At 41.4% G+C, this 25,804-nt stretch carries 20 protein-coding genes and 1 tRNA gene; 13 read left to right on the top strand and 8 right to left on the bottom strand.

Features of this window, described 5'->3' with window-relative positions; translation table 11 throughout:
- The first annotated feature begins 4 nt into the window (after positions 1–4).
- The gene (locus tag ACFI6L_RS10775; RefSeq protein WP_462573967.1) at positions 5–751 is read left to right on the top strand and encodes a hypothetical protein; all 747 of its coding nucleotides are present in this window, start codon (positions 5–7) and stop codon (positions 749–751) included.
- Positions 752–840: 89 nt separating this feature from the next.
- Here the strand turns inward: ACFI6L_RS10775 and ACFI6L_RS10770 are convergent, their stop codons facing one another.
- The gene (locus ACFI6L_RS10770) at positions 841–1,335 is read right to left on the bottom strand and encodes an acyloxyacyl hydrolase (protein ID WP_462573966.1); all 495 of its coding nucleotides are present in this window, start codon (positions 1,333–1,335) and stop codon (positions 841–843) included.
- Positions 1,336–1,622: 287 nt separating this feature from the next.
- On the opposite strand from ACFI6L_RS10770, the gene ACFI6L_RS10765 reads away from it, so the two are divergent.
- From ACFI6L_RS10765 to ACFI6L_RS10740, 6 genes are all read left to right on the top strand, one after another.
- Entirely contained in the window at positions 1,623–2,273 is a 651-nt protein-coding gene (locus ACFI6L_RS10765; RefSeq protein ID WP_462573965.1) for an NAD(P)H-dependent oxidoreductase, read from the top strand.
- Between the two features lies 1 nt (position 2,274).
- Positions 2,275–4,200 (top strand): monovalent cation:proton antiporter-2 (CPA2) family protein, encoded by a 1,926-nt coding sequence (locus tag ACFI6L_RS10760; RefSeq protein WP_110287923.1) that lies wholly within the window; start codon positions 2,275–2,277, stop codon positions 4,198–4,200.
- A 278-nt stretch (positions 4,201–4,478) separates the two neighbouring features.
- Positions 4,479–5,612 carry an efflux RND transporter periplasmic adaptor subunit gene (locus ACFI6L_RS10755; protein ID WP_462573964.1) on the top strand — a complete coding sequence of 378 codons (1,134 nt, stop codon included), beginning with the start codon at positions 4,479–4,481 and terminating at the stop codon, positions 5,610–5,612.
- A gap of 3 nt (positions 5,613–5,615) precedes the next feature.
- A complete protein-coding gene (locus ACFI6L_RS10750) occupies positions 5,616–8,663 on the top strand; it encodes an efflux RND transporter permease subunit (RefSeq protein ID WP_462573963.1) in 3,048 nt (1,015 codons plus the stop codon).
- A gap of 246 nt (positions 8,664–8,909) precedes the next feature.
- Complete coding sequence (locus ACFI6L_RS10745; RefSeq protein WP_462573962.1) at positions 8,910–9,977, top strand: MBL fold metallo-hydrolase; 1,068 nt, start codon at positions 8,910–8,912, stop codon at positions 9,975–9,977.
- A gap of 194 nt (positions 9,978–10,171) precedes the next feature.
- Positions 10,172–12,106, top strand: a complete 1,935-nt coding sequence (locus ACFI6L_RS10740) for an EAL domain-containing protein (RefSeq protein ID WP_462573960.1) — start codon at positions 10,172–10,174, stop codon at positions 12,104–12,106.
- A gap of 159 nt (positions 12,107–12,265) precedes the next feature.
- Here ACFI6L_RS10740 and ACFI6L_RS10735 read toward each other — a convergent pair whose 3' ends face one another.
- The gene (locus ACFI6L_RS10735; protein ID WP_462573959.1) at positions 12,266–13,984 is read right to left on the bottom strand and encodes a sensor domain-containing protein; all 1,719 of its coding nucleotides are present in this window, start codon (positions 13,982–13,984) and stop codon (positions 12,266–12,268) included.
- Positions 13,985–14,681: 697 nt separating this feature from the next.
- On the opposite strand from ACFI6L_RS10735, the gene ACFI6L_RS10730 reads away from it, so the two are divergent.
- Together ACFI6L_RS10730 and ACFI6L_RS10725 are read left to right on the top strand one after the other, a co-directional pair.
- Positions 14,682–15,653 carry a retron St85 family effector protein gene (locus tag ACFI6L_RS10730; protein ID WP_462573958.1) on the top strand — a complete coding sequence of 324 codons (972 nt, stop codon included), beginning with the start codon at positions 14,682–14,684 and terminating at the stop codon, positions 15,651–15,653.
- Positions 15,646–16,578, top strand: a complete 933-nt coding sequence (locus ACFI6L_RS10725; protein WP_462573957.1) for a retron St85 family RNA-directed DNA polymerase — start codon at positions 15,646–15,648, stop codon at positions 16,576–16,578. The genes ACFI6L_RS10730 and ACFI6L_RS10725 overlap by 8 nt, the downstream gene beginning before the upstream one ends.
- A 28-nt stretch (positions 16,579–16,606) precedes the next feature.
- Here ACFI6L_RS10725 and ACFI6L_RS10720 read toward each other — a convergent pair whose 3' ends face one another.
- The gene (locus ACFI6L_RS10720; RefSeq protein WP_462573956.1) at positions 16,607–18,331 is read right to left on the bottom strand and encodes a replication endonuclease; all 1,725 of its coding nucleotides are present in this window, start codon (positions 18,329–18,331) and stop codon (positions 16,607–16,609) included.
- A gap of 300 nt (positions 18,332–18,631) precedes the next feature.
- Here ACFI6L_RS10720 and ACFI6L_RS10715 point away from each other — a divergent pair, with 300 nt between their 5' ends.
- A complete protein-coding gene (locus ACFI6L_RS10715; protein ID WP_462573955.1) occupies positions 18,632–18,907 on the top strand; it encodes a hypothetical protein in 276 nt (91 codons plus the stop codon).
- Positions 18,908–18,978: 71 nt separating this feature from the next.
- The gene (locus ACFI6L_RS10710; RefSeq protein WP_462573954.1) at positions 18,979–19,659 is read left to right on the top strand and encodes a DNA-methyltransferase; all 681 of its coding nucleotides are present in this window, start codon (positions 18,979–18,981) and stop codon (positions 19,657–19,659) included.
- A 9-nt stretch (positions 19,660–19,668) separates the two neighbouring features.
- On the opposite strand, the gene ACFI6L_RS10705 is transcribed toward ACFI6L_RS10710, so the two are convergent.
- The 3 genes from ACFI6L_RS10705 to ACFI6L_RS10695 form a co-directional block, all read right to left on the bottom strand.
- Positions 19,669–20,931: a DUF6575 domain-containing protein gene (locus ACFI6L_RS10705; protein ID WP_462573953.1), complete on the bottom strand. Its 1,263-nt coding sequence runs from the start codon at positions 20,929–20,931 to the stop codon at positions 19,669–19,671.
- Positions 20,928–21,323, bottom strand: coding sequence for a hypothetical protein (locus tag ACFI6L_RS10700; protein ID WP_458726645.1), 396 nt, complete (start codon positions 21,321–21,323; stop codon positions 20,928–20,930). Before ACFI6L_RS10700 ends, ACFI6L_RS10705 begins: the two co-directional genes overlap by 4 nt.
- A 71-nt stretch (positions 21,324–21,394) precedes the next feature.
- Positions 21,395–22,321, bottom strand: coding sequence for a plasmid recombination protein (locus ACFI6L_RS10695; RefSeq protein WP_458726644.1), 927 nt, complete (start codon positions 22,319–22,321; stop codon positions 21,395–21,397).
- Positions 22,322–22,851: 530 nt separating this feature from the next.
- Here ACFI6L_RS10695 and ACFI6L_RS10690 point away from each other — a divergent pair.
- On the top strand, positions 22,852–23,085 hold the full coding sequence (locus ACFI6L_RS10690; RefSeq protein ID WP_462573952.1) for a hypothetical protein: 234 nt from the start codon (positions 22,852–22,854) through the stop codon (positions 23,083–23,085).
- 14 nt (positions 23,086–23,099) lie between these two features.
- A complete protein-coding gene (locus ACFI6L_RS10685; protein WP_462573951.1) occupies positions 23,100–24,323 on the top strand; it encodes a site-specific integrase in 1,224 nt (407 codons plus the stop codon).
- A gap of 128 nt (positions 24,324–24,451) precedes the next feature.
- Here the strand turns inward: ACFI6L_RS10685 and ACFI6L_RS10680 are convergent.
- A tRNA-Val gene (locus ACFI6L_RS10680) sits at positions 24,452–24,528 on the bottom strand.
- Between the two features lie 158 nt (positions 24,529–24,686).
- On the bottom strand, positions 24,687–25,763 hold the full coding sequence (locus ACFI6L_RS10675; RefSeq protein WP_462573949.1) for a patatin-like phospholipase family protein: 1,077 nt from the start codon (positions 25,761–25,763) through the stop codon (positions 24,687–24,689).
- Between the last annotated feature and the right edge of the window lie 41 nt (positions 25,764–25,804).

Below are 25,804 nucleotides of genomic sequence, written 5' to 3'. Positions count from 1 at the left end.
TATGATGAAAATGATAACAGTCCTATTAATTGGTGCTCTCTCATCATTCGTCCTGAGTGGGTGTATTGCAAATAAAAATGACGATAGCGACCATAGTAATTTGACCGCTAGCGCTTCAAAAGCAGCTAACTCAACGCCTGCTTTTGAGGCTTATCAGCAAGACCCTAACCCAACGACAGCATTTAACTATTTGTTCGATGTAGCAACACATCCACGGTGTGTGAACTGTCACGGTGTTATTGAAGATGGCGCTCACCGACCGACAGTGGGCGACAACAGCGTCCCCCACCCTATGAACATTACCTCTGTGAATAACTTGAAAATGGCGGTGCAAGATGGAAAGTTTGTTCAGGTTGGCGAAACGCACCCCGTAAACTGCCGCGGATGTCACCAAGATGAAAATGCGCGTGAACCCGGCAGGCCGCCTGGTGCAGCAAACGACCTTATGCCAGGTTTCGTGTGGCACATGCCGCCTCCTACCATGATTATTGGCAGCGACATGACACCCTCAAAATTATGCAACAATTGGTTAAACCCACGTTTGAACTCTTTTCTTGCTCAACGTGGGGGAAGAGATGACATGAAAACGTTTAAAAAAGAATTTGAGCATCATGTCAGTGATGACCCATTAGTGAGATGGGCATGGAACCCCGGCCCAGGCAGAACACCTGCTCCTGGGACACATGCACAGTTTGCTAAGGCAATGTCGGTTTGGATTAACGGCGGCGCACCTTGCCCGACAGAAAGTTAAGTTAAAAGAGTTTTTGCCCAACATTGAACAACCCGCGTTTTAAGCGGGCTGTTCAACAAAAGAAGTAGGCATTGCTTGTTTAGGCGAGATTAGAAATGGTAGTGAGCGCTCAATACGAACGATTCTGAACCAGGGTTCGTGTCCCCTAGCCCACCGTTAGAAATATGGCCAATTTCAGCTTCTAGCGAAAATGACTCAGAAAAATTGTAGAGTCCGGAAAGTGATGAATAGAATTCAATGGTGTCGCCTAAATTTTCAGATTCATCAACAATGCCCGCGTGAAAGGCAACGCGTACTGAAAAGTCATTGTATTTGTAGACATCTTTTGCCAACCCCGCAGCGAAATAGTGTTGGCCTTGATCTGCGTTTACCAAGAGAACTGTTGGTCGAATTCCGAAAAATGATTCGAGCGGTTTGTGAACATAAGCCACATGCAATGCGTAACGGTCTGCGTCATCAAACAAGTTCCATACCGCAGCCCCAGCTTTAAGCTCACTTCCTTGCGGCAGGGCTTGAGTAGAAAGAGAAACAAGGGGAGAAAGTAAAGATAATGCAAGTGCGAGTGTTTTTACTGGTGTTTTCATGTTTATACTGTTCTAAGCAAAAGTTAAAAATAGTGTTCCGTCGACGCTTCTGTTCGAAGCTGTTTTTATACGTGAGTACATAATGGTAATCAGGTTACTTTTTTCAACCTAATAAATATTAGTAACCTTATAACTTTGAGGAAAAACACATTCTTATTTGCTCTAAACGTACAGATTGAATTAATGAATAACCTAGGGTCTTTTGACCTTTGCTGTGTTTTGCACATCAAAAATCAACGGCTCCTTATAGCTCAACGAGAGCTGGCTGTAGCACTGAGTAGAAATGTATGACTGACGAGAACATCATTGAAAGCAATGTAGAGAGCACTAAGAAAAGTAAGAAAGTACTGGTTCTCTTTGCCCACCCCGCGCAAACCCGTTCAGAAGTAAATGTGCCGCTTTTTCACGAAGCAAAAATGAATAAACACGTTACTGCTGTTGACTTGTATGCAGAGTATCCAGATTTCAATATTGATATTGAACGGGAGCAGCAGCGTTTAATCGACCACGATGTCGTTGTTTTTATGTTTCCACTTTACTGGTATTCCACACCTTCAATCTTAAAAGAATGGCAAGATTTAGTGTTGGAATATGGTTTTGCCTATGGGCATGAAGGCACTGCACTTAAAGATAAATTATTTCTTTGCGCATTAAGTGCAGGCGGTAAGGAAGAAGCCTATCAAACTGATGGCTTTAATCATTACACCATCAGGCAGCTGCTCCAGCCTTTAGAGCAAATGGCTCAGATCACGCACATGACCTACATTGCTCCTTTTGCGATCTTTGGCTCTCGTACTGCGCAAGAAGAACATCGCATTGCTGAACATAGAGGTAAGTGGACAACCTTGCTAAACAAATTGACCACTAACACCCTAGATCTAGAAAAAGCAAAGCACATCGAGAATCTCGCAGACCTTTGTACATCGCAAGGAGAGTAACGTGACTGGCTATTTCTTATATGCATTTATCTATCTGGTCGCCGCCGTAATTGCAGTGCCCATTGCGAAGCGTCTTGGATTAGGGTCTGTACTAGGCTATTTAATAGCAGGGCTAGTGATTGGCCCGATATTCGGCCTTGTTGGTGACGAAACTGTTGCCATTCAACATTTTGCTGAATTCGGTGTAGTCATGATGCTGTTTTTGGTTGGGCTAGAACTAGAGCCTCGCTCGCTGTGGGCGATGAAGTCAAAACTAATGGGATTGGGCGGCCTTCAGTTAGCGTTAACCACCGCCCTTATCACAGGCGTAGCCATATTGCTTGATCAGCCTTTTAGCATTGCCCTTACAATAGGCCTTATATTCGCCCTTTCTTCAACTGCCATTGTTTTACAAACGTTGCAGGAAAAAGGGCTGCAAAAAACGGAAGGAGGCAAAAGCGCTTTTTCTGTGTTGCTGTTTCAGGATATCGCGGTTATTCCCATGCTTGCGCTTATCCCTCTTCTTGCCATACCCGAACTGGTCGAAGCAGGAAATGCACATGGCGGCGATACAGGGTCACACGATAGCTTTAATTTAGTTGAAGGGCTTGCCCCATGGGCTTCAGGTCTTGTGATCATTAGCTCAATTGCCTTTTTAACCATCGGAGGACACTACTTAAGTCGCCCCTTATTTAAGTTTGTTGCTGCATCGGGTTTACGGGAAATTTTTACCGCCACTGCGCTCATGCTCATTATAGGAATTGCAGCACTAATGGGACTTGTAGGTCTCTCTCCCGCCCTTGGTGCATTCTTGGCTGGTGTAGTTTTAGCAAACAGTGAATTCAGGCATGAACTTGAAGCTAATATCGAGCCGTTTAAAGGCTTACTGTTAGGCCTCTTTTTCATAACGGTAGGCGCAGGCATTAACTTTTCCGTACTTAGTGAGAGCCCAATGCTAATAGCAGGGCTAACCGTAGCTGTTATGCTTGTGAAAGCCATTGTGCTGTTTATCATCGCCTTAATTTTTAAAATAAAAGGCACTAACAAATGGCTATTCACATTAAGCCTTGCTCAGGCGGGTGAATTTGGCTTTGTGCTATTAAGTTTTGCCTCGCAAAACTATGTGCTTCCCAGCGACATTATTTCTGTTCTCTCGCTGGTTGTTGCCATTTCAATGTTCCTAACGCCAGGACTTTTTATTCTTTTCGACAAGGCCATCATTCCGCGCTACAAAAACGCGAAATCACAGCGAGCTGAAGATGAAATTGACGAGAAAGGCACAGTCGTTATTGCTGGAATTGGACGCTTTGGACAAATCATTAACCGTCTTTTAGTAGCCAACGATGTAAATACCGTTGTGCTTGATATTCGCTCTGAGCAAATAGACCTTATCAGACGGATTGGCACCAAAGCCTATTTTGGCGATGCATCCAAACCAGACATCTTGCATACTGCTGGCGCCCATGAAGCATCGTTACTAGTTATTGCTATAGACGATAAAGAAACCGCTGCAGAAATGGTGAAATACGCCAAGCACGCATTTCCTAACATTAAAGTGCTTGCCCGTGCCTTTGATCGCGGTCATGGGTATCGCTTGCGCCAGTTGGGTGCAGATTTTGTGGTATCTGAAACGTACCACAGCGCTCTTGAGATGGGCGCAGAGGCACTTCGCTCACTCAACATTCACCCTTTCCAAGTTGAACGGCAAAAAATGGCGTATAAAAACATTGAGGCTCAGCAAAACGATGTGCTTTATCACGCGTGGGCGGATGAGGCCAGCGGAGAACGAGTAGACAATAATTATCTGAAACTCTTTATTGAACTTGAATCGCTAATCGAAAATGCGCTAAAAGCAGATTTACACGACAAGCATTCGAAAATGCGTGGCTGGACTCCACCGCCTAAAGGATATGCTGAAAAACTAGCGCCCGATGAAAACCCTGATTAGGGTGAATTGCGAACTAGCCGGCGGTATTTCGAGAAGGTAATTGTCTGATAGTGACCGGTCACCCACGAATATTTATGGGCGGTAGCATACTATCGCCTTGTAAAAATAAACAAAAAGCTGATCGAAAAGGGAAAAAAGCGCTATAACCTGTATGTATATCAAACTTGTCGTATATTGGCTTTTTATCTTTCACGTTCAGAAGTTGACACGCGCCTTGTACAAGATAACCCATTGCCTAAGTGGGAATAAAAAGTGGTCTATTTAAATGGAGAGTTACCATGTTGTCTGAAAAAAGTCTCTTTCACAGCTTAGCCCTGCGCACTGTGATGGTATTTACTGCACTCGCTGGATTAAGTGCGTGTGAAGAAGCCCCTACGCCACCCAAGGCAGTCTCATCAACACCGGTAACGCTTTATAAAGTGCAGCACTCAGACGAAACCATCGCCAAATTCCCGGGGCAAGTGGAAGCGGCTGAGTATTCAAACCTTTCGTTTCGCATTGGCGGCAAACTCCAAGAACTCAAAGTAAAAGCGGGCGAGGAAGTTAAAGAGAACCAGCTTATCGCTAGACTTGATGATAGAGACGCGAAAGCACAGTTAGCCACCGCCCAGTCTCAGTTTGACGTGTCATCGGCTATGTTTGAACGTATGGAGGCTTCCGTTGAAAAAGGCGCGGTAAGCCGCTCAACTTTTGATGAAGCGAAAGCCAATTTTTTAGCCGCTAAAGCCAGTCTGACCAACGCACAGGATCAGCTAAGCTATACGGAGCTTCGCGCACCGTTTGCGGGGCTTATTGCGTCTGTTCCTGTTGAAAATTACCAAGTCATTGTACCGCAGCAAACCATTGCCGAGCTTCATATGCCGGGTGCAATCGACGTTACGTTTCAATTGCCAGAGCAAAAAATGCGTATGATTGATCGCTCACGAGCCCGTGAAAATCGTACATCTGAAATGGCATGGGTGAGCTTTTCAGGTATGCCAGACAAGCGTTACGCGGCCATGTATAAGGATCACGAAAGCACCACGCGACAAGGCGAGCTTAGCTATGAGGTAACAATTACTCTGCCAGAACCAGACGACATCAATGTTCTAGCGGGCATGAGCGCCACCGTATTACTTGATATGTCGAAACTCATTGAGTCTAACGCAAAACTTTGGCTAGTGCCTTTTGGTGCGGTGGTTACCGACAATGCAAATCCAGACAAAGCGATTGTATGGCGTTTTAAACCCAGTGATAACGACGCGACGAAGGGCACCGTAGAAGCAGTAGAAGTGATGATTACGCGCGGTATTTCCAACGGTCTGTTAGTTGAAGGCCCGCTAAACGACGATGATAAAATCGTTGCTGCTGGAGCTCATCTTGTAAAAGAAGGCCAAGCTGTTACGGAGTGGACGAAAGAAGGGGGCCTATAAGCCATGGTCGAGTATTTTTTTCGTCAAAAAGTAATTAGCTGGATGGTCGCCATCATCTTGGGTGTTGGCGGCATTGTGACTTTTCTTGGCTTAGGTCAGCTAGAGTTTCCCGAATTCACCATTAGAAATGCTCTGGTTATTACTCAATACCCAGGGGCAACGCCTGAGCAAGTTGAGGAAGAAGTTACGCTGCAGCTTGAAAAGGCGATTCAGCGTATACCCAATGTGAAACGAATTAGCTCAGTAAACATGGTTGGGCTATCGCAAATTACTGTTGAGCTTAAAAGTAGTGTTCAGGCCAAGGACCTAGAGCAATACTGGGACAACTTGCGCCGTAAAGTGGGCGATGCACAAGCATCACTGCCACCTGGCACCAGCACCTCGATTGTAAATGATGACTTTGGTGACGTTTTTGGCCTGCTGCTTACCCTTAAAAGCGAAGACTACTCCCTTAAGCAAATGGAAGACTTTGCAGATTTAATGCAGCGAGAGATCCAGCTTGTTGACGGTGTAAAAAAGGTATCTATTGCCGGTACCGTTAATGAACAGATTATTGTGTCGTTAGATCACGATAAAATGAAAACCCTTAATGTTTCTGCAGAATCCATTGCTGGCCTTTTAACCGCGCAAAATGTAGTGGGCAACGCGGGGTCGATCAAGGTTCAGGGCAAGCGCCTGTCCATACAGCCCACTGGCGAATTTGATAACCTAGAAGCGTTAGGTCAGGTGGTGATTGGCTCACCGGCAAGCGGCCTTATTCGCTTAACAGATATTGCGACTATTGAGCGCAAGCTTAACGATACCCCTTCAATCCTTTATCACAGTTCTGGCACGCCGGCTCTGTCAATTGGTGTATCGTTCGCGTCGGCGGTAAATGTAGTTGATGTAGGTAAACGACTTGATAGCAAAATTGCCGAGCTAGAGCAGCGTATGCCCCTGGGTATGACGCTGGATACCGTTTACAACCAGCCTACAGTGGTCGACGATTCTGTAACTGGCTTTCTTATTAACCTTGTTGAAGCCGTGGCCATCGTTATTTTCGTGCTGCTACTTTTCATGGGCTGGCGCAGTGGCGTTCTGATGGGGCTCATTCTTGTGCTTACCATTCTTGGCACTTTTATATTGATGTCGGTAAAAGGCATTGAGTTGCAAAAAATCTCCTTGGGTGCGCTTATTATTGCTCTTGGCATGTTGGTCGACAACGCCATCGTGGTAACCGAAGGCATGTTGATTGGTGTGAGAAAAGGGCAAACCAAACTTCAGGCGGCAAAAGACGTGGTATCGCAAAATGGGTTACCGCTGCTTGGCGCGACTGTGATTGCCATCACCGCTTTTGCGCCAATTGGTCTATCGCCAGATGCCACAGGTGAATTCGTCGGCTCCCTCTTCTGGGTACTGTGCTTTTCGCTTTTCTTAAGTTGGATCACCGCACTTACCATTACCCCCTTCTTTTTCGACTTACTGTTTAAAACTGAAAAAGAGCGCGGAGCTAATGACGAAGATGACGACCCATATAAGGGCATTATTTTTACGGTATACAAGCGTGTGCTTACTGCTGCTATCAATCATCGTTACGTGACAATTGTACTGGTACTTGTTGCATTAGTAGGCAGCATGGCTTCAGGTAAATTCGTAAAAAATGCATTTTTCCCAGATTCATCCACACCGCTGTTTTTCGTCGATTTATGGTTGCCTGAAGGTAGCGACATCTTAACCACCGAGCAGTCTATTCGTCGCTTAGAAAACAACGTGTTAGGCATGGAGAATATCGCCAACGTAACAAGCGTTATTGGCGGTGGAGCACAGCGCCTTACCCTCACCTATGCGCCAGAAGACAGATACGCCAGTTATGGTCAGCTTATCGTTGAAACTGATACGGTTGAGTCTCGTGATGCTCGTATGCGAGAAATTATCGAGCTGGTGCGAGAAGACTTCCCTAATGTGCAATACAAGGTAAAAGCACTGCAAGTAGGCCCTTCTGCAAAAGCGGCAATTGAAGCGAGAATTTACGGACCAGAGCCTGAAGTTTTGCGTGAGATTAGCAGCGACATTGAAGCCATATTTCAAGCAGAGAAAACCATGGACAGCGTTCGCTTGTCGTGGAGCAACAAAGTCCCATTTGTTGAACCTGTGTTTCTGGAAGAACAAGCCAGGCGTATCGGCGTAACGCGAGATGCCGTTCACACCGCATTTTTACTCAACAATGAAGGTGAGACTGTGGGCCTTTACCGCGAAGGCAGCGATTTAATACCTATTGTCATGCGCAACGATCCAAACCAGCGCTATGACATAGATAACCTCGCCTCGCTCAACGTATGGAGCCAAGAACAAGGTAAATATATAAGCATGGCTGATGTTATCAGCAATGTGGATGTATCGCTTGATAACCCTATCATCAAACGCCGCAACCGGGTGCGGATGCTAGCGGTTTATGCAGAGCCCATGCCTTTATCCGGTGAGACAGCTGCGAGCGTGCAAGCTAAAGTTCGTCCTCTTGTAGAAGAGCTTCAACTGCCAGATGGCTACCACATTGAATGGGGCGGCGAATATGAGACATCAACAGACGCGCAAAGCGCCCTATTTGCAAGTATGCCTATTGGTATATTAGGTATGTTCATTATCACCGTTTTGCTGTTTGGCAAGCTTCGTCAGGCGTTAGCGATATGGGGCGTAATTCCGCTCACCACTATCGGCATTATTGGCGGCTTGGTGTTAGTTGGTGCCCCCTTTACATTCATGGCGCTGCTCGGCAGCTTAAGCCTTATTGGTATGGTGCTTAAAAACGGGATCGTATTAATGGAAGAAATAAACGTACAGGCAAAGGGTAACAGTGGCGCATTCGATGCCGTAGTAGCCGCGTCAGTATCTCGTGTACGTCCCGTTTCAATGGCAGCCATCACCACTATACTGGGTATGATTCCGCTGTTTTCTGACGCGTTCTTCGCGTCAATGGCAGTTGTTATTGTATTTGGTCTGACCGTTGCCACCGTACTTACACTACTCATATTGCCGGTGCTGCACTGTACGTTCCACGGTATAAAGTCAGAATAAAAAGTACGCACAACAAATTCGATTAGTTGTGCGCTAGTTCGTGTAGGTAGCGCAAAAACGGTTCGGACCTAATATTGTTAACAGCCAGCATGAGGAGAGTCTACTCATGCTGGCTGCATACTATCGCTTAGCTGCAATCTATCCTTCTCAACAAAAACTACACCCACCAGTTTACTTTTAACAAAATTAGTTTATTATGGGTAAACTACACTGTGCAGTATACTTTTTTTTATTTAAGGTGAGAGCATGCCCGTTTTTAATCGCACACGCTTTCTTGTTGGAGTTTTATTTATGACATCTTTCTGTGGTTCTTCAAATATCCTTGCTGCAAGCGCGCCGCAACCTGAAAAATTCACTAATACTCATATTGAATATAAAACGACGTGGCGAGACATGTGGAAAGTCACCAAAGCGTATTTTCGTGACAATAGAGATGCTGCAACGCCAACGTTTGACATACCCGTGTTGGCACTTACACCACAAATGCTTGACGCAGTTGCAGAAGACAGCGTGATAAAGCTGGGCCACTCTACTACCCTATTGAAACTTGCCAAACGTTATATCTTGATCGATCCGGTCTTTAGTGAGCGTGCTTCTCCCGTCCAATGGATGGGACCTAAACGTTTCCACCAAGCGCCAATTTCACTGGAAGATTTGCCTAAATTAGATGCCGTTATCATAAGTCACGATCATTACGACCATTTAGATAAGGGCAGTATTGAAATACTAAAAAACAAAGTCGACGTGTTTATTACACCGCTAAAAGTAGGCAATCATTTACGTGACTGGGGTGTGGATGCAAATAAAGTTGTTGAGCTAAATTGGTGGCAAAGTACAGAAGTGAGCGACATTGAAATAGTGGCCACACCGTCTCAGCATTTCTCAGGGCGAGGTTTATTTGATAGAGATGAAACTCTTTGGGCAAGTTGGGTTATCAAGTCTGCAAATACCAATATCTTTTACAGCGGTGACTCGGGCTATTTTGACGGATTTAAAGCCATTGGTGAAAAGTACGGTCCGTTTGATTTATCGATGATTGAAACCGGTGCGTACAACGAGCTATGGTCTGACATTCACATGCTGCCTAAAGAGAGCTTGCAAGCCCATATTGATATTCAAGCTAGTGTCATGATGCCCGTGCACAACAGTACCTTTGATTTAGCACTACATAATTGGAATGAGCCTTTAATAAAAATCACAGACCTTGCTGGTGCTAAGGGTGTTCCCACCAGTATTCCTATCTTTGGCGAAGTTGTTCCGGTTAAGGGTGCAGGCGAAGCTCCGAACAAAACCTGGTGGTTAGACGAAAGGTGAGTAGCTAATAAACAGCGCTTGCTTCATTATTCTGGGCTTTAATTGCTCGCTTAACTCTATGTTTTGCAGTACATTTATTATTCGCCGCTTAGGCACTATTGGCGGGTATAACAAAAGCCTCAATCAAAGTGATAGCACTCGAATTGGTTGAGGCGAATAATAAATTTCTCAGTTAAAGGAGCTAACTGCTAGCAATGAAGCTGTCTAGTCAAATTAATTTGGGCGTTTTTGCCCTTATGCTTTTAGCATTTACGGTGTTGTCGAGTATTGAGCTAAGCGAAATAAAATCTCGCACTTCAGTGTCAATCGAGCAAGAAGCTGAAGAAGCACGGCTGCGTTACGAAACAACCGTCTTACAAACCTCTGCCTTGTCTTCTCAGTCGAAGCAATCAGTGATTGATGCCTTGCTTCGTCAAATGGTATTGCAGCCGTTTTTATCTGCAGCCAAAGTCATTGATGTCGAAGGAAATGTGTTTGCGAAGTACGAGCGCTCGCCTAACACTATTGTTCCTAATTGGTACTTACAGCTGGACTCCGCACCTGCCGTTAACAAGAAAATTCCTTTTTCGAACAATGATGGTTATTTGTTAGTTACGTCAGACACGTCTTATATTTACACTGAAATCACCGCTATTCTCATCAAAAATGCTGTTATCTTTTGTGGGCTATTTTTCGCCCTCGCGCTATATATCGTCACGGTAACCAAATTTGCTAGGCGCCCCATTGCCAACACCATTAAGAAGCTTAATGAGATAAATAGCCACGACTTCACCCCCTCGCAGGTAAATGCGTTTACAACAGATTACCGCCAACTTACCAGCACAGTGAACACTCTAACCACGTCGTTAGCATCAAAATTTAATGACATTGCTCAGCAATCTGAGCGATTCAAAACAGAAGCCAATAAAGATACATTGACGAAGTTGTCGAACCGCAGTGCATTCGAGCGACACACTCGCGCGCTGTTGTCTGACACGTCTAATTTCCAGGAAAAAGAGCTGATTCTCATCAGGCTCGCTCAACTTACCACTATTAATACAAAGTTGGGCATGTTGGCTGGTGACAATTATGTAAAATCTATCGCGGACTTTCTTGTGCATGAGGCGAAGCACAGTTGCAAAAGTGGCTTTGTATTTCGGTTATCAGGCGGAGATTTCGCCTTGATAAGTGAAATTATGGGGCGGGACGAACGGGATTTGATGTTAGAAAATATGTCGAAGCAGTTTGCAAACGCCACGCCACTTCGAGATGGAAGCAAAGCAACGTGGATGGGCGTAACACGTTTTTCTAGCCAAATGTCGTTACAGCAGGTAATGGAAAGTGCTGACAGTGCGTTGATGGCGGCAATGAAAACGCAAAAAGGATGGCAGTTTTCTTCAGAAGTGTCTCAGGTTCATAGCAATACAAAATGGCGTGAGCGCCTCAATTACATCGTGTCGCAGCAATATGCCGATATTCTCATTCAACCCGTGATGAATGTAGAGCGAAACGCACCAGCATATTACGAAACGTTTGCTCGATTTAAAGACAAAGACACCAATGATGTTATACCCATGGCGCAACTTATCCCCGCATCAGAGCGATTGGACCTTATTCCTCAAGTCGATAAGTTGGTAGCAGGCATCGTGTTTAAAAAACTAACGGTAACGTCTCATCAGGTTGCTATAAATATTAGTAACGCCTCAATTGCCAACGGCGAGTTTAGACAATGGTTAATTGAAGAGCTTCGAACCCGGGAAACGCTATGCCCAAGACTTATTTTTGAAGTCGAAGATGCAGCGCTTATTCATCATCGAGAAGTAGCCGAAAACTTTTGCCGTCAACTCATACAGCTTGGCTGTAGAATTACCATAGAACACTTTGGCGATAACTTTGCCTCGCTTGCGGGTTTAAGGGCAATTCAGCCTCAATTCGTTAAGCTTTCGGGACGGCTAACCCAGGGAATTCATACCAATAAAGATAATCAGTTATTTGTCTCTAGCCTTATCAATATTGCGAAAGGCCTTAATATCCATGTTATTGCGGAAATGGTAGAAAACGAGGCTGAGTCTGTTGCACTGAGCAAACTAGACGTTGAACACCAACAAGGCTATTACTTTTCTAAACCCACACTTTGGACAATGTACTAAGTGTAAGCTCGCTGGTCTGAGGCACTGAACGTCAGAATAAGTATTGACGCTTTATGAGAGACCTCGCGCTTTATACGACTTAATTGTGCGTCGATTCAATGAAACGTTTAAGGCGGTGTTGTGAAAATCTCTTTCATATACACCTCCTCTTAACCGCATTTACTGTTCGTTAAGCAGCTTTATAATGGCGTCAGAGCTAACGGGTTTTGAATACAGAAAGCCTTGCACATATTCAACGTTAAGAGACTTACAGTAGTTCGATTGATTTTGAGTTTCCACGCCTTCAACAACAATGTTTAAATCGAGTTTGTGACCAACATTCACGATAGCCTCCATTAGCGCGCTATCGTAGGCATTTTCCGGTGCACCTCTTAAAAATGAACGATCTATTTTTAAGTGGCTAACGGGAAACTGTTTTAAATAACTAAGCGAAGAATAACCCGTACCAAAGTCATCAATCGATATTTCAACGCCTTGGTCGCGTTGCGCTCTCAAATTCTCTAAAATCGTATTGTCAGACTTAATGAGTACATTCTCAGTAAGCTCTAACCCAATATCTTTAGGCAGTAAACCGTGCCGCTCTCGACACTCCCTTAAGCGTTCGAAGTAAGCATTCTGCTCTAACTCTTTTCCTGAAACATTGATATCAACGCGAATATCAATGCCTTGCTCTTTCCATAGCTGTGCCTGTTTGCACGCCTTTTCTAACACCCAATTTCCGATGTGAACAATTAACTCACTGCGCTCAGCGATGGGGATGAAGATATTGGGTGGAACAGCCCTTTCCTCATCTTTAGGACGCCACCTTAACAGCGCTTCACACGATGCCACTTTTCCAGTGAGCAAATCGATTTGAGGTTGATACAAGAGTTCAAACTCGTCGTCAACCAAAGACTCATGGAGATAGGCTGCGATACTTCGCTGTTGTCGAACTTTCTGACTTAAAGCGTGGGTGAAAAAATGAAAACGGTTTCGGCCTTCAGCTTTCGCCTGATACATTGCGACGTCTGCATTTTTCAGAAGATCATCAATCTCACTTCCGTCTTTAGGGTACATACTAATACCGATACTTGAAGTGATATGCACGTTTTCAGTGCTAAGCGCGAAGCTCTGCTTAAAACACTCAGTAAGTTTCTTTGCAATGTCAGCACTTTCATTTTCAGAAGTCACTTGTGTGGCGACAAAAACAAATTCGTCTCCACCAAACCGAGCCAGTAAGCCTTGTTCGCTTAGACAATCTGACAGCCGCTTAGAAACAGAGCGCAGTAATTCATCACCCCAGGTATGCCCAAGCGTGTCATTAACTTCTTTGAACATATCTAAGTCAATGAAAAACAAAGCGAAGCCAGACTCATTGCGCGATGCATCTTCGATGGACGACGTCAAAAACTGCTCTAACAGGCGTCGATTAGGCAACTCGGTTAACAAATCTGTGGATGCCATTCGCTCAAGTTCTTGCCTGATATTGTGCTGCTCACTCAGGTCAATATCCACACAATACATTTCGGGTGAATCTGTGCCTTCTTTCAGCATGACGTGAGATGAGAAAACATGGATAGGCTCGCCACTTTTCTTCTCAAGCACGAGTTCGTCTGAAGGAATTGCCTCACCGTAATCTATCCATCGCTGATGTAGCTTTATCACTTCACTTTTCATGAACGAAGGAATGATGAGATCTTCAAGTTTTTGACCTAGTGCTTCGCACTCACGAAAGCCATACATGTCTTCACTTGATTTATTCCAGTAGATAACTTTTCGGTGCTTGTCATAACCTTGCACCGATACCTTTGGCAAGGCACTAATAAGCTGAAGGAACCGCCTTTCAGCCGAACCATGCTGTTCAAATAACGGGGGCTCTTGGTATTTCTGTAAGCTCATCGTACTCCCGCGAGTGCTAAATTGTTAGATAGCAAAGATATAAAAATGGCCACCATTCTTTTAGTGTAGTCCAAATCACACAGACCACCCGACATTAAAAAGTTAAATTGCTCGTGAATATCGCTAAATAAAGAAAAGGGTACCAGTGCGTGTTGCGCAGAACTTGGGTAAATAAAAGATGAAATTAAATCGTAAGATGGTGCGTCTACCCTGATTCGAACAGGGGACCTCTACCATGTCAAGGTAATGGTAGAAGGATGAATTTAAGCGCGATTATCAATGGTTTATAAACCTTTTTCGCATAAAAAAGATAGGAAATTAAAGAAAAGATGGAAACTAGGGAAATCAAAGACTTACAATAATTCTATTACTGTATATTGGTACGCATCAAAGGCACCAGAAGGAATGCTCTTTATATAAGTTTCTAAGTATGAGGTAGCAGTTTTAAACAGCTGCCAGATATTGTCGTACTTGATAAATTGAGATAGACTTTATTTACTCTTTAGCGTACAGGCTTGCGGTTATAGCCTTGTCTGGCGTTTCGCCGGACACAAATTTATTGAGCACATTTAGGGTTGCGAAAGATGTATTTCTTCCGATCCCTCGTGCCTCGCGAGCGGAAGAAATACATCTTTCGCTTCCTCTAGTAAAGAGTGCAAGTGCGGGGATAATCCCGCACTTTTTTAAAGGGATATTAGTGGAAGTTGATTTTGATAACGTTTTAATTGAGCAGTTTGGAAAACTGATCTTCGAACGTTTTAAAGTTAACTTTGCAAAACCTCATATTTTTGTATGTGGTGGAAAGGTAGATCCAACTTGTATAATTCCCCCAAGCTTCCGAGACAGATTTCTCCAATCATCCGCCAATACCGCACCTAAAATTCATGATGCTATTGTACTGGCTGAGAATTTTAAAGATTACTTCAAAGAAAACAACTATAACGACCTTCTGATATTTGAAGATGAGATTGCTAATATAGCAAGTTTAGTTATGATTTTTCTAGAAAGCCCGGGCTCATTAGTCGAATTGGGAATGTTTTGCAGCAGACCTAATTTTTATAAAAAGTTGTTGGTAATAGCTGCTCAAGACCAGATTGAATCAGAGGATTCATTCATTTACCTTGGTCCACTTGAGCATATAAAAAGACAGGATAACAGTTCCGTACTTGTATACCCTTGGCCTAGTGATAAAGATATAAATTATGACGATGATTATTTGGTAGATCTTCTAGGAAATGTTGAAGACAAGCTAAGAAGATCTCCAAAGACCAGCAATTTTAGCAAAGAAAACTCAGCTCATGTCGCATTACTAATACTCGAAATAGTGAGGCTATCATATCCTATAACAATTAGTGAAATTGAGATTAGTCTCGCAGCTTTAGATCTAGATATATCTGAAAAGGATATAAAAAGACACATATATCTACTTACGAAAATGCAACTATTGAGCAATCTTTTTTATAGCAGCTACACGTACTACTACCCACTAATAAAAGATTTAAAATATGTAAGTTTCGGAAAAGATAGGAATAATAAAATTTCTGACTCACAATCTATGCAAATGAGTATAAACCAGTCTTACATAATGGAAAACTCAGAACAGGCTAGAAAAAGAAAGGCAGCGAAGAAACAAATTAACTTAAAACTAAAGGGGACAGACTGTGGTTAAAATAGTTAATTTTATCTCTGAAAGCCTTTGTATAGAGGAGAGTGAGTTAATTTCTTTTGCTCATACTGCGCCACACCGGTATAAAATATATACAATCCCCAAACGGTCTGGCAATGGCAGAAGAACAATTGCTCATCCATCTAAGCAGTTAAAATTTATTCAACGTCTAACACTTAGGCTGCTGCAAGATGTATTGCCGATACATGAATCTGCTTTAGCATACAAGAAAAGCATAAGCATAAGAGATAATGCTAATATTCATAGAAAAAATCAGTATTTACTGAAAATGGATTTTAAAGATTTTTTCCCAAGCATTACACCTTCATTACTTTTCAGAGAGCTTGAAAGGAAAAATATTATAGTTAGCGATGAAGATAAAAATTTTCTTGCTAGCATACTTTTCTTTAAATTAAGAAGTAATAGTAGTTTGAAATTAAGTATAGGGGCGCCTAGCTCACCTCTAATATCAAACTTTATTATGCATCATTTCGACCAGATCCTGTCATCGGAATGCAAAAAAATGAAAATTTGTTATACAAGGTATGCTGACGACATTACGTTTTCAACAAACATAAAAGACTCTTTATTTAAAATCCCTTCTATCGTAAAAAATATACTTAAAAATGAAAACTATCCTGAACTAAAAGTTAACGAAGAGAAAACCGTTTTTTCTTCAAAGGCACATAATAGGCATGTAACTGGCATTACGATTACTAATGAAGGGGCATTATCTGTCGGAAGAGAAAAGAGAAGACTACTATCAGCTTCGCTTCACAGGTACATTGAAGGAAAAATTGATGGAGAGACTAAAAATACATTGAAAGGTCAACTTTCTTTTGCTTTTTTTATAGAACCTCAATTTAAAATTCGTTTACAAAAAAAGTACGGCGTGAGAGCACTAGAAAAACTATTTTCGAATGAATAAATTTTATTTTAAAGCCTAATTTTTAAATTTACGTACCTTTAAATTTGAAGAGAAGGAATTTCATTGCCGATACCGCAACATAATGCAAATCGTTATGTATATATGCTCTTCTTGGTTCACTTATCATAAGTCGCCGATCATTGTCTGAAAAATGAATAAAATTTGCCTTCAAAAATAGCCTTGGTAGCCTCGCATTATGACCATTTATCCTGATCTTAACTAATTTCGGAACTAACTCATCATATTTATTCTGAGTGTATTGCATGATCTTTTCTAATTCTACTTCCTTCAACAATTCAATAAATTCATAAAACCTTTTGCTAGGTTTCAAGTTTAACTCTCTAAATGAAGGTGCGCGTTTGCCTTTTTTAAGGTCAAAAATCAAGCCCTTTGCTAGCAAAACAGCTTTAAGTAAAGCACCACTATAGTTCAAAATATTTTTTATACTAACCTTACGAAGAAAGCGCCAACAACCAACCATCCCCTTCAAACCAATTACAGAAAAGGCTCGAATTTTATGACAACTTCTCCAAGCTTCGACCGAAAGTACCTTTCGCTCATCACCGTCAAGCATTGCTATGCTTCTGTCACATAAGCCAATATTTTTCATAATATATTTACTAAGGTAAGAAGTAGCTCCTGAAGAACTATCTTTAGTTGAGGCCATTGAATTATTACCAATCTTTATTTTCGAGCCAGCTAAAGCACATTCACGCTCATTACCTTGCAACCCATCGAACAACTTGTTTACTCTAGATTTGGCACTTTCTGAATCTACTTTCGAGCCAGAAATATACTCCTGATGGTCAAATGCTTTGAGTGTAAGTTCCATGATCTTCTTTATATCTTTACTTCGCACAAATAGTAAAATATGTGCATGTGGACAGCCATCTTGATGCGGCTCAATTACTTTCAAACCGAACGCATGGTTTTTAGATAAGAAAATGTCATTGTCACTTAAGCGTCTCGTTACAGAGCTCCATTTTCTGTTCAAGTATTCCACTGCCTGTTTGGTAGTAGTCCCATCATATGAATTTCGACCATATTTAGGGTTGGGATGCATAAAGGGTGGACAAGTTAGAGTTATAAAAAGCCAATTCATATTTCGTCGCCTAGCCATCAATTCCATCGCTTTTGTCTGCATGTACAGTTCCGCAAACCTATTTTCAAAAGCTTTTTCCAGAGAAGCTAGTTTGAATTCGTTCCCGTTATGAGCCTGTATTGAGCGAAACTGTCTAAACTCTTGCATATCCTGAAGTTCAAACATACGTTCACGTCGCATTTCTGGAGACGCATAAAAAAACTTTTGTTGCAATCTCCCCATTTCAGATTTAAGCCAAGGAAGCATTACAGAATCTATTGCCTCAAAACCTTTTTCGTTAGATGAAATAATGTCCAAGCCATTTTCGCTATTTAATTGACTATTAACCCTTTTTGTAAAAACCGATAATTGAGATAAATTTAAAAATAGTTCACCATTTGACTTTGTAATAGAGGGGGTATAGCACATGCCTTTTTCAAGCATTAAACGTTGACGTCTATAAACTGAGGATGCCCTTCTACGCCTATTCCTAATAGAAGTAGCGTACTGCTTTATTGCTATATGCTGCATTACCTTCCCAGCCTCTCTTTTGACTTGTCGTCGTATATAAGCTGGATCGTATAATCGCATCAAGAAGTTTTTGTACTCAAATGCATTGGACACAAAAGGTATTTGCGAACAAATATATTCCTGAAAATCAGGCTTGTTCATTTTTCGATCTATCGCAAACCGACACAAGTCCGCTAGCTTCTTCATAAGAATATCAGTCAATGTTCTAACGGAACTCGGGTCCCTCCCTTTGAGATATAGATAAAGTGTATAACGATTCATGGGTACTCCGGCACTAACTTGAGAGCTAAAGGTTACCATAGTGGTTTTGGTCATCATCAGAGCATAATGTTTAAATACTCATAGACTTTCAAAGTCTAGGCAATAAAATTATTTTATCTAGTAAAATCAGATACTTTTCGTGATACATTGAACTTACTTCAATACAGAAAAGGCAATGTTATGAAAGAAAAATTAATGGTTTTCGGTGGCTCAAAATGCAAAGGTGTCTCGAAAAAAACGGGCAAGGATTATGACTTTACTCGCATCTTCATCGGTCGTGCTGCGAACGGAGTTGGTGAAAATGGCTCTGCATTCGGTTACGAACAATCAGAGTTCTCTATTACTGATGAGGCTTATCAAAAACTAAAGGAAATAAATTCTGATTTTCCATCGCTAGTGAGCGTGACACTCAGCATTAATAGCAGGAAGCAAGTTTATATTACAGATATTGGCTAATTTTAAAGCTCTTGTTTTATTTTACTTACAATACAAGTAAACTACTGTATAAAATAACATGGAAAAATAAAATGCAATTTAAAATCAAAAACTTAGATGCAGTAGAATTTCTCAAGACGCTTGATGATAACTCTGTAAACCTAATAATTACCGACCCAGCTTATGAATCTCTAGAAAAACATAGAAAGGTTGGAACTACTACGAGACTTAAGAATAGTAAAGCTTCGAGTAACAAGTGGTTCGAGATCTTTCCAAACTCAAGATTTGAGGAGCTTTTTATAGAGATATTTAGGGTACTAAAGAAAGGATCTCATTTTTATCTTTTCTGTGATCAAGAAACCGCTTTTTTTGCCAAGCCTATTGCTGAAGAAGCCGGATTTAAATTTTGGAAGCCTTTAGTATGGGACAAGGTGTCTATTGGAATGGGATATCATTACAGAGCAAGGTACGAATTTATCTTATTTTTTGAAAAAGGGAAACGAAAGCTTAAGGATCTATCAATACCAGATATATTAACCGAAAAAAGAGTTTGGAGGGGTTATCCGACTGAGAAGCCAGTTAATCTTGCCAAAACTCTTATATCTCAGAGCACTGATGAAGATGATTTAGTTGTAGATCCTTTTTGTGGCTCCGGCTTTGTCGGTATCGCTAGCTTATCAATGAACCGTAAATTTGTTGGTAACGATATATGTCTTGAAGCTTGCCAAGTAGCGTCAGAAAGAATGAAAAACTACGAAGACTTAATACCTTAGTCTTTCAAATTATGAAAATTTCTTAAATTGCTTAACCCAAGAAACCAGTGTTTGCGCTCTGCGTTTCGCGGTTGATTCACTTAACCCACGGCAATTGTGAATTAAAAAGTCAGCTGCCGAAGACTCGTCTATTTCAATAATAGAATCAACTTCTTGCTTTAAAGACCAAATATATGCACATTCAGTGTTTTCAAATTGCTCTCTAATAATAGGGATAAAGCTATTTGGGTCTTCGGATCTAGCTACCTTCAGACCATTCGGTGTTAGTTTACCGTAGTCATGTATCAATCCAAGTAACATGCAGGCATCTCTATAGTAAAGTACTTGCCTTTTCTCTTTCTTAAACAAGTTCTCGTTAACACTGCCATGTTGCAACAAAATTGCTACGAAATGTTGAATTTCAAATAAGTCATCGGCCTGTGGGACCATTGTACTATCGAGATAAGACGATAATCTAGAGTCTATTTCAGATAATAAACTGTATGCATTTGATGTGGTTAAAATCAATACCTTATCAGTCGTATCTTCATCAATAAGTTCAATGTCCAAATTCTCTGAGATTTGTACGTCTAGTAGTTTTCGGAAGGTTCGAAGATCGAGTCTGGTATTATCAATCAATTTTAATAATGAGTCTCTATTCCCAAATTTGGCAAAGAGGCTATAACCGTCGTTTCGTAATGAATCTACATTTTCAACTTTGACTCGATATACAAACGAGCCCTCAACGGCATCCTGAGGGTAGAAATCATTCGGTGCATCGGAACCTTTCAATAAGCTCTTCAAAAAATCTGTGAAAGCACTTGTTACACTACTTAGCTTTGCAGTAGTAAGCTTACCTGAATTGCTCTTGGAAACCCTTATTTTGTGTGAATGAGATCTTTTACCATCAAGATTTATGTTTTCAGTTATGAAAACATCATCTTTTGGAAAAAGATAATCTAATCTAGAAAATGTTTTCCACTCTTCTGATATATCGCTTCCGTCATATGGAGCTTTGATTAATAATACGCTATCTTTCTGAGTTGCACTAATCGCCTTTAGAATAGAAATATCTTTCTGTTCTAATTGATTAACTCGTTTTTCAGAAATAGGGGTAATAGTCCACAATTCATTTTTGTCTTCGTCGCCTAAGTTATAGCAAAAGAATTTTTGGTCATAACTATTTGTTGCAGTAAATATAACCGGCTCACCATAAAAGCTATAAACATTATGATAATAAATTTTCCCGAAAATCCGTGACTCTAAAAATAGTAAATTAGCTTTTTTAGTCATACTGGTTTAAATCCGGCAGGAAACACATCAAAATTAAACCAAATTGTAACATGCCCAGAAGAACCCTCGTGGCCAACACCATGCGTGTTATTGATACTACCAGCAGTAAGTGTGGAATCTTTAAATTTATTCGGTAGCCTAGCTTTTAAATCTTCAGCTGCTTTTTTAGAATTAAAAAATGATGTTCCGTGAAAAGCGGGAAGCAAATGCCGTGTACCCCACATATGTTTCTGAGTAGGATCTATACAACTTGGCAAAAAATCATCACCGTCTGGATTAGGCTTAGTAGCAAACCTAAAGAGTTTCAAATCTAACGGTTTTGCATTGGAGGGCGGAACTTCGAGATCCTTAGGCTTGTGTGTCATTCCTGAGCAACTCACTTCAATATCCATATAATTACAGCTATCATCTGCGTCATGATACCAGTAAAAGTGTATAAAGCAACATTTCGGTTACTAATCCATTATGGTTCATAGTCGTTAAGACCAAAGTGTCCAAAATGCTCATCGTCAACAATAGCTTTAACCTTCGCCTTCTTCTGCAATACCGCTTTTGCCTTTGCAAAGGCTATGTCCCACACCCTTTCAAGGGTAGCTTTAAGTTTGTCTATTTCCATAGACTTCATACTTAACTGTGACCTAAACGCTTTCATTTCTAAATTGTTATCGGCAACAGTTTTATGCGCTCTGGCAAGCTCGTGTTGCGCTTCTACTAACTTTAAGTTGAGCTCATCAACACGGCTACTCATTTCGTCAAATTTTTTCTTTGCGGCTTTATTTAAGCGCACGGTAGCGATGTCATTTTTTCTAGCCAACTCATATTTCTTCGAAACCTTATTGAAATATGAGTCTTGGAAAGATCTCAGACCTGTTTTAAACGCAGAAACTCTAGCCTTTTTGCTATTTGAAGTTAAACCAGCCTCTGCAAGGTTACCCGGGTGAAAATTTTTCACTGACATTGACGATAGATCATAACAGTAGAAGTGCAGATGGGGGTACGTCTCGTCACCATGTAACACTATCGATTGCAAGTATTCTCCGAACTCATCTCTTAGGAATTGCCTAGTATCATTTATCCATTTCTTTACTTCGTTTGCATCAAATGCAGAATCTGTAAATGCTATTGGAAATGACACAACCCCAGCAAGTAACACTCTGGCGTCTTTACGAAGGGCTTTTCCGTTAAATTTTTTATTAGAAGCATTCAAGAGCTCAACTTCCGCTCTATGCAGAGTCTTACCCTCAATGGTCATTATCTTCTTTTTACTCTTGATGTGTTTTGAGTGGGATTGTTCTCTCCTAGCCTCTTTAAGCACACCAATCGCATCGGGTTTATCCCCCTTTCTAGTCAAGCTATATTCTTCAATATGTATAAACTGGGATTTTTTCATATGACACCTTTTATTCGAAGTTGAGCGGAGCCATTTCTTTCGCTTGCGAAAGCCGATAAACCGCTAGGTTTGCATCTGTAAGATGCGGAGTCGGTTTTGATGCTCCTACTTCGATAATACCCTTAGTCTGGTTATCCCGCTTAGAATATCGCTAAAAATGTTAACTATTTCAAACAAATAGATAGTTTTCCCTTCAAAAATATAAAGAGCTAAAAAAAAAGTGCGAAAAAATTAGATTTTTTTATCAATAGCACTATCATAAGACCTAAGCACATGATTTTGAACAATTAAATACGCACAAAAAAGATAAAATTAATATGTTGCAGCTAGTGCTTATAATGAACATCGTTAGCATCAACTTAACAACAACAACGGATGAGGTGTTTTGAAAATGTTTTAATATTTGAGAGATTAAATTTGATTATGAAATATATAACTTACAATACGGTTTCCCGTGAAAGTACCGTTCCCCTATTCATCCTACTCTTTACCTATGGACGAAGTTCACTGACTTCTTCGGAGGTAAATCAATGAAAGTGTATACTCCAAGAATGTATGCAGAAAAAGTTGAACACGGACTAGTCTGCTCCAAGACAGTTATTAACTGGATAAAAGCTAATAAATTGGTTGGCCGAAAGGGTGTATCAAAGATAGAAGTATCCCCTTATGGTCGCTACATGATTGTTATTGAGAATGAAGCCAAGTCTAAAGTTGACAAAAAATTTCAAGATATACTTGAGAGAAAAGCATGGAGGGCGGCGTGATGCCACGGAAAAGAATGAGTTCAAGAACCAACTGGCCTGTTGGGTTATACCAGAAAGTTCTGAGGGGTAAGCGCCGCTATTATTACAAATTTCTTGATGGTTCCTCAGAATACTTTGATTCTAGCTTTACAGAACTTGAGGCCATCGAATTGGGCAGACTTCTAAGCCAAGAAGATCGAAGTCCAGAAAAGCTAAGATTAATTAAACAGGAAAGAAATGACCCGTTTAATATTCTATTAAAAAATGCTATTCCGATGGTAATTGACCGTGTAACCACAAACAAAGAACTCGGTCCTTCGAAGTTCAAAACTTTTATTGCGGATTGCGACAGGTTTGTAACTCTACTTGGCGACATCCCATCAAAGAAATACTCAAGTGAGCATGTAAATGCATACCTACAAAAGTACGTAGTTGAAGAAGGTAAGAGCAACGGTGTTTACAATTCGAAAATAAGCTTTCTAAACCGCATCGAAAAGTGGCTGAAAGACATGTCTCTCATCAATGGCCTTTTTGCTAAATATAAAGCTAAGCTTAAAGTAGCTGCCAAAGATGAGCAGCCCTTGCAAATGGAGCATTTTATTGCAATTTACGAAGCTGCGCCCCATTTCTTAAAGGTAGCTATGGAATTGGCATACAACACTACGCACTCTGTTCAAGAGATTCATAATGCACGATATGATGATTGCAGCTTTTTATCCAAACCAGAATTAGACGATTCCTCAGGGTTAAAGATTTACGGATACATGCGTATACATCGACTGAAAGTCGAAGAAAAGGAAGCATCCAGAGTTGAGATTCCTATCACTGAATCTCTAAATGAATTGATTAAGTCTTCTAGGGCAGACAATGTTGTAAGTCCGTATATCGTTCATGACTTACCGAGGAGAAATAGTAAACAGAGTCAAGAGTGTGATCATCCAACTCAATGTAGCCGTGGTAAAATAAGTAAAACCTTCTCAAAAGTTAGAGACTCGCTCGATCTTACTTTGCACATTCCGAAAAAAGGCAAACGTTCTAATTACTCGGAAGCTGATTTTGAGGTTGTAAAGATGCGCAATGTTGCTTCTGAGAAGAAACCCGGATTCCACGGTATTAGGGGTCTTTCTATGCGGCAGCTGAATGAAATTGGAGTAGATCCACAAGCAAGAGCGGCACACACTGACAGCCGTTCTACTAAGGTCTACATCGAAGACAATTTGAAGTGGACACGGGTTCCAGCAGTCAACATGAGATTCTAGTCAAAAATTAACTTTTTATAGATAAAAACTGCTACTGGATATTGGTGCGGAAATGGCGCGGATTTGGTACGCAGTTTTTTTTATAAAGTGCTAAATCTTGCTAATATATTGTTTTTAATATAATAAAATGGTGCGTCTACCCTGATTCGAACAGGGGACCTCTACCATGTCAAGGTAGCGCTCTAACCAACTGAGCTATAGACGCATATAGAATTTTGTTGCACCTGATAGGTGGGCGAATGCCAAGCAACGGCGCGTATAATACTTAGCACGAGCGTTGCCTGCAAGGAAAACTTATCAAATGCCGATTCAAGTGACTAATTTGACAGCAATTAGCCATTTTCTTCAACAATTGCGGTTAACTTAAATCATTTTAAATGGAAGCGGCTTGATAGCGTCTACTAAGGATCCGTCGTTAACAGCACGCATAAAATATTCACCCAACCTGTCGGTTTCTTTCAATACTGTTTGCCAATACTTGATGCGCGTTTTTGCATCAAGTACTTCAAAATCTCTCCTATCGGGGATTTTGCTATAAGGCAAATTAGCAACAAACGATGCCGAAGGCACTAGCATTACAACGTTATCGTAGCTTGACCGATGAGGCACCCTGCCCTTCAAGCCCTTATCGAACCAGCCTGGAATGGGCTTGTCGTAAAAATGCGGATATAACACTAAGCCATCGTCTGGCCCAAAGGACAAATCGAAGTGGTAGTCAATAATACCGCCATCTCGATACATTCCGGCTGGCGCACCTTCAATTTGCTGTACGCCCTCAATAACCACAGGAATAGAACCAGACGCTAGTAGCGCGGTATGAATATTTCCATGCGTTAATGCATGGTACTGAGTAGGCAGTTGATACGGGTCGTTTATCGCAAACTCCGTACCCGGCGTTGAGAACACGTAGCGCTTATATAAACGAGAAAGGTGTCGTCGGTTCACTGTATTGACCGCTGCACTCATCGCCAAGCCCGAAAGTTGCCTAAACTTACTTTCAAAACGAGTAGCACCTAAACATTTAGCAACGATCAGGTGCGCTTTAAAGCGGGAGTTAGACAGCACTTCTTGCCTACCTGCTTCATCCACCATTTCTTTCAGCAGGTCTTCAGCTTTAGCCGTAATTTCTCTAGGCGTAGGCTTATCACTGCTATAGGTCGTTGTTGAATAAGAAGAGGCTAGACGATTTATGGCTGCTAGGGGATCATTTTGAACAGCGCAAATGGTACGAAACGCACCTGCTGAAGAGCCAATCACGTGAATTTGATGCTTAACGTTGGCAAACCACTCAGGGAACAGTACGCGGTCTAAACCAGCAAGAGAAAACCATTTCGGGCCGCCAGATGCCCCCAGAAAATAGCTAAATAACTCAGGCGTAAACCCGTTTTTCATTATGGATTCACGTGCTTTTTTACCTGCGTATATTTCTAAGGGTGCCACTCAATGTCCTCACTGTGCGCCAAATAGAAGCGCTGTATAAA

This window comes from Alteromonas sp. G4i35 (genome assembly GCF_054960375.1).
This window is presented reverse-complemented; position numbering and strand designations above follow the sequence as displayed.

Bases quoted from the DNA above. Each gene is read 5' to 3' on its own strand.
- ACFI6L_RS10770 (WP_462573966.1), bottom strand. From the start codon at position 1,335: ATGAAAACACCAGTAAAAACACTCGCACTTGCATTATCTTTACTTTCT.
- ACFI6L_RS10750 (WP_462573963.1), top strand. From the start codon at position 5,616: ATGGTCGAGTATTTTTTTCGTCAAAAAGTAATTAGCTGGATGGTCGCC.
- ACFI6L_RS10690 (WP_462573952.1), top strand. From the start codon at position 22,852: ATGAAAGTGTATACTCCAAGAATGTATGCAGAAAAAGTTGAACACGGA.
- ACFI6L_RS10775 (WP_462573967.1), top strand. From the start codon at position 5: ATGAAAATGATAACAGTCCTATTAATTGGTGCTCTCTCATCATTCGTC.
- ACFI6L_RS10765 (WP_462573965.1), top strand. From the start codon at position 1,623: ATGACTGACGAGAACATCATTGAAAGCAATGTAGAGAGCACTAAGAAA.
- ACFI6L_RS10710 (WP_462573954.1), top strand. From the start codon at position 18,979: ATGCAATTTAAAATCAAAAACTTAGATGCAGTAGAATTTCTCAAGACG.
- ACFI6L_RS10740 (WP_462573960.1), top strand. From the start codon at position 10,172: ATGAAGCTGTCTAGTCAAATTAATTTGGGCGTTTTTGCCCTTATGCTT.
- ACFI6L_RS10695 (WP_458726644.1), bottom strand. From the start codon at position 22,321: ATGAAAAAATCCCAGTTTATACATATTGAAGAATATAGCTTGACTAGA.
- ACFI6L_RS10700 (WP_458726645.1), bottom strand. From the start codon at position 21,323: ATGGATATTGAAGTGAGTTGCTCAGGAATGACACACAAGCCTAAGGAT.
- ACFI6L_RS10685 (WP_462573951.1), top strand. From the start codon at position 23,100: ATGAGTTCAAGAACCAACTGGCCTGTTGGGTTATACCAGAAAGTTCTG.
- ACFI6L_RS10705 (WP_462573953.1), bottom strand. From the start codon at position 20,931: ATGACTAAAAAAGCTAATTTACTATTTTTAGAGTCACGGATTTTCGGG.
- ACFI6L_RS10715 (WP_462573955.1), top strand. From the start codon at position 18,632: ATGAAAGAAAAATTAATGGTTTTCGGTGGCTCAAAATGCAAAGGTGTC.
- ACFI6L_RS10720 (WP_462573956.1), bottom strand. From the start codon at position 18,331: ATGAACAAGCCTGATTTTCAGGAATATATTTGTTCGCAAATACCTTTT.
- ACFI6L_RS10735 (WP_462573959.1), bottom strand. From the start codon at position 13,984: ATGAGCTTACAGAAATACCAAGAGCCCCCGTTATTTGAACAGCATGGT.
- ACFI6L_RS10755 (WP_462573964.1), top strand. From the start codon at position 4,479: ATGTTGTCTGAAAAAAGTCTCTTTCACAGCTTAGCCCTGCGCACTGTG.
- ACFI6L_RS10745 (WP_462573962.1), top strand. From the start codon at position 8,910: ATGCCCGTTTTTAATCGCACACGCTTTCTTGTTGGAGTTTTATTTATG.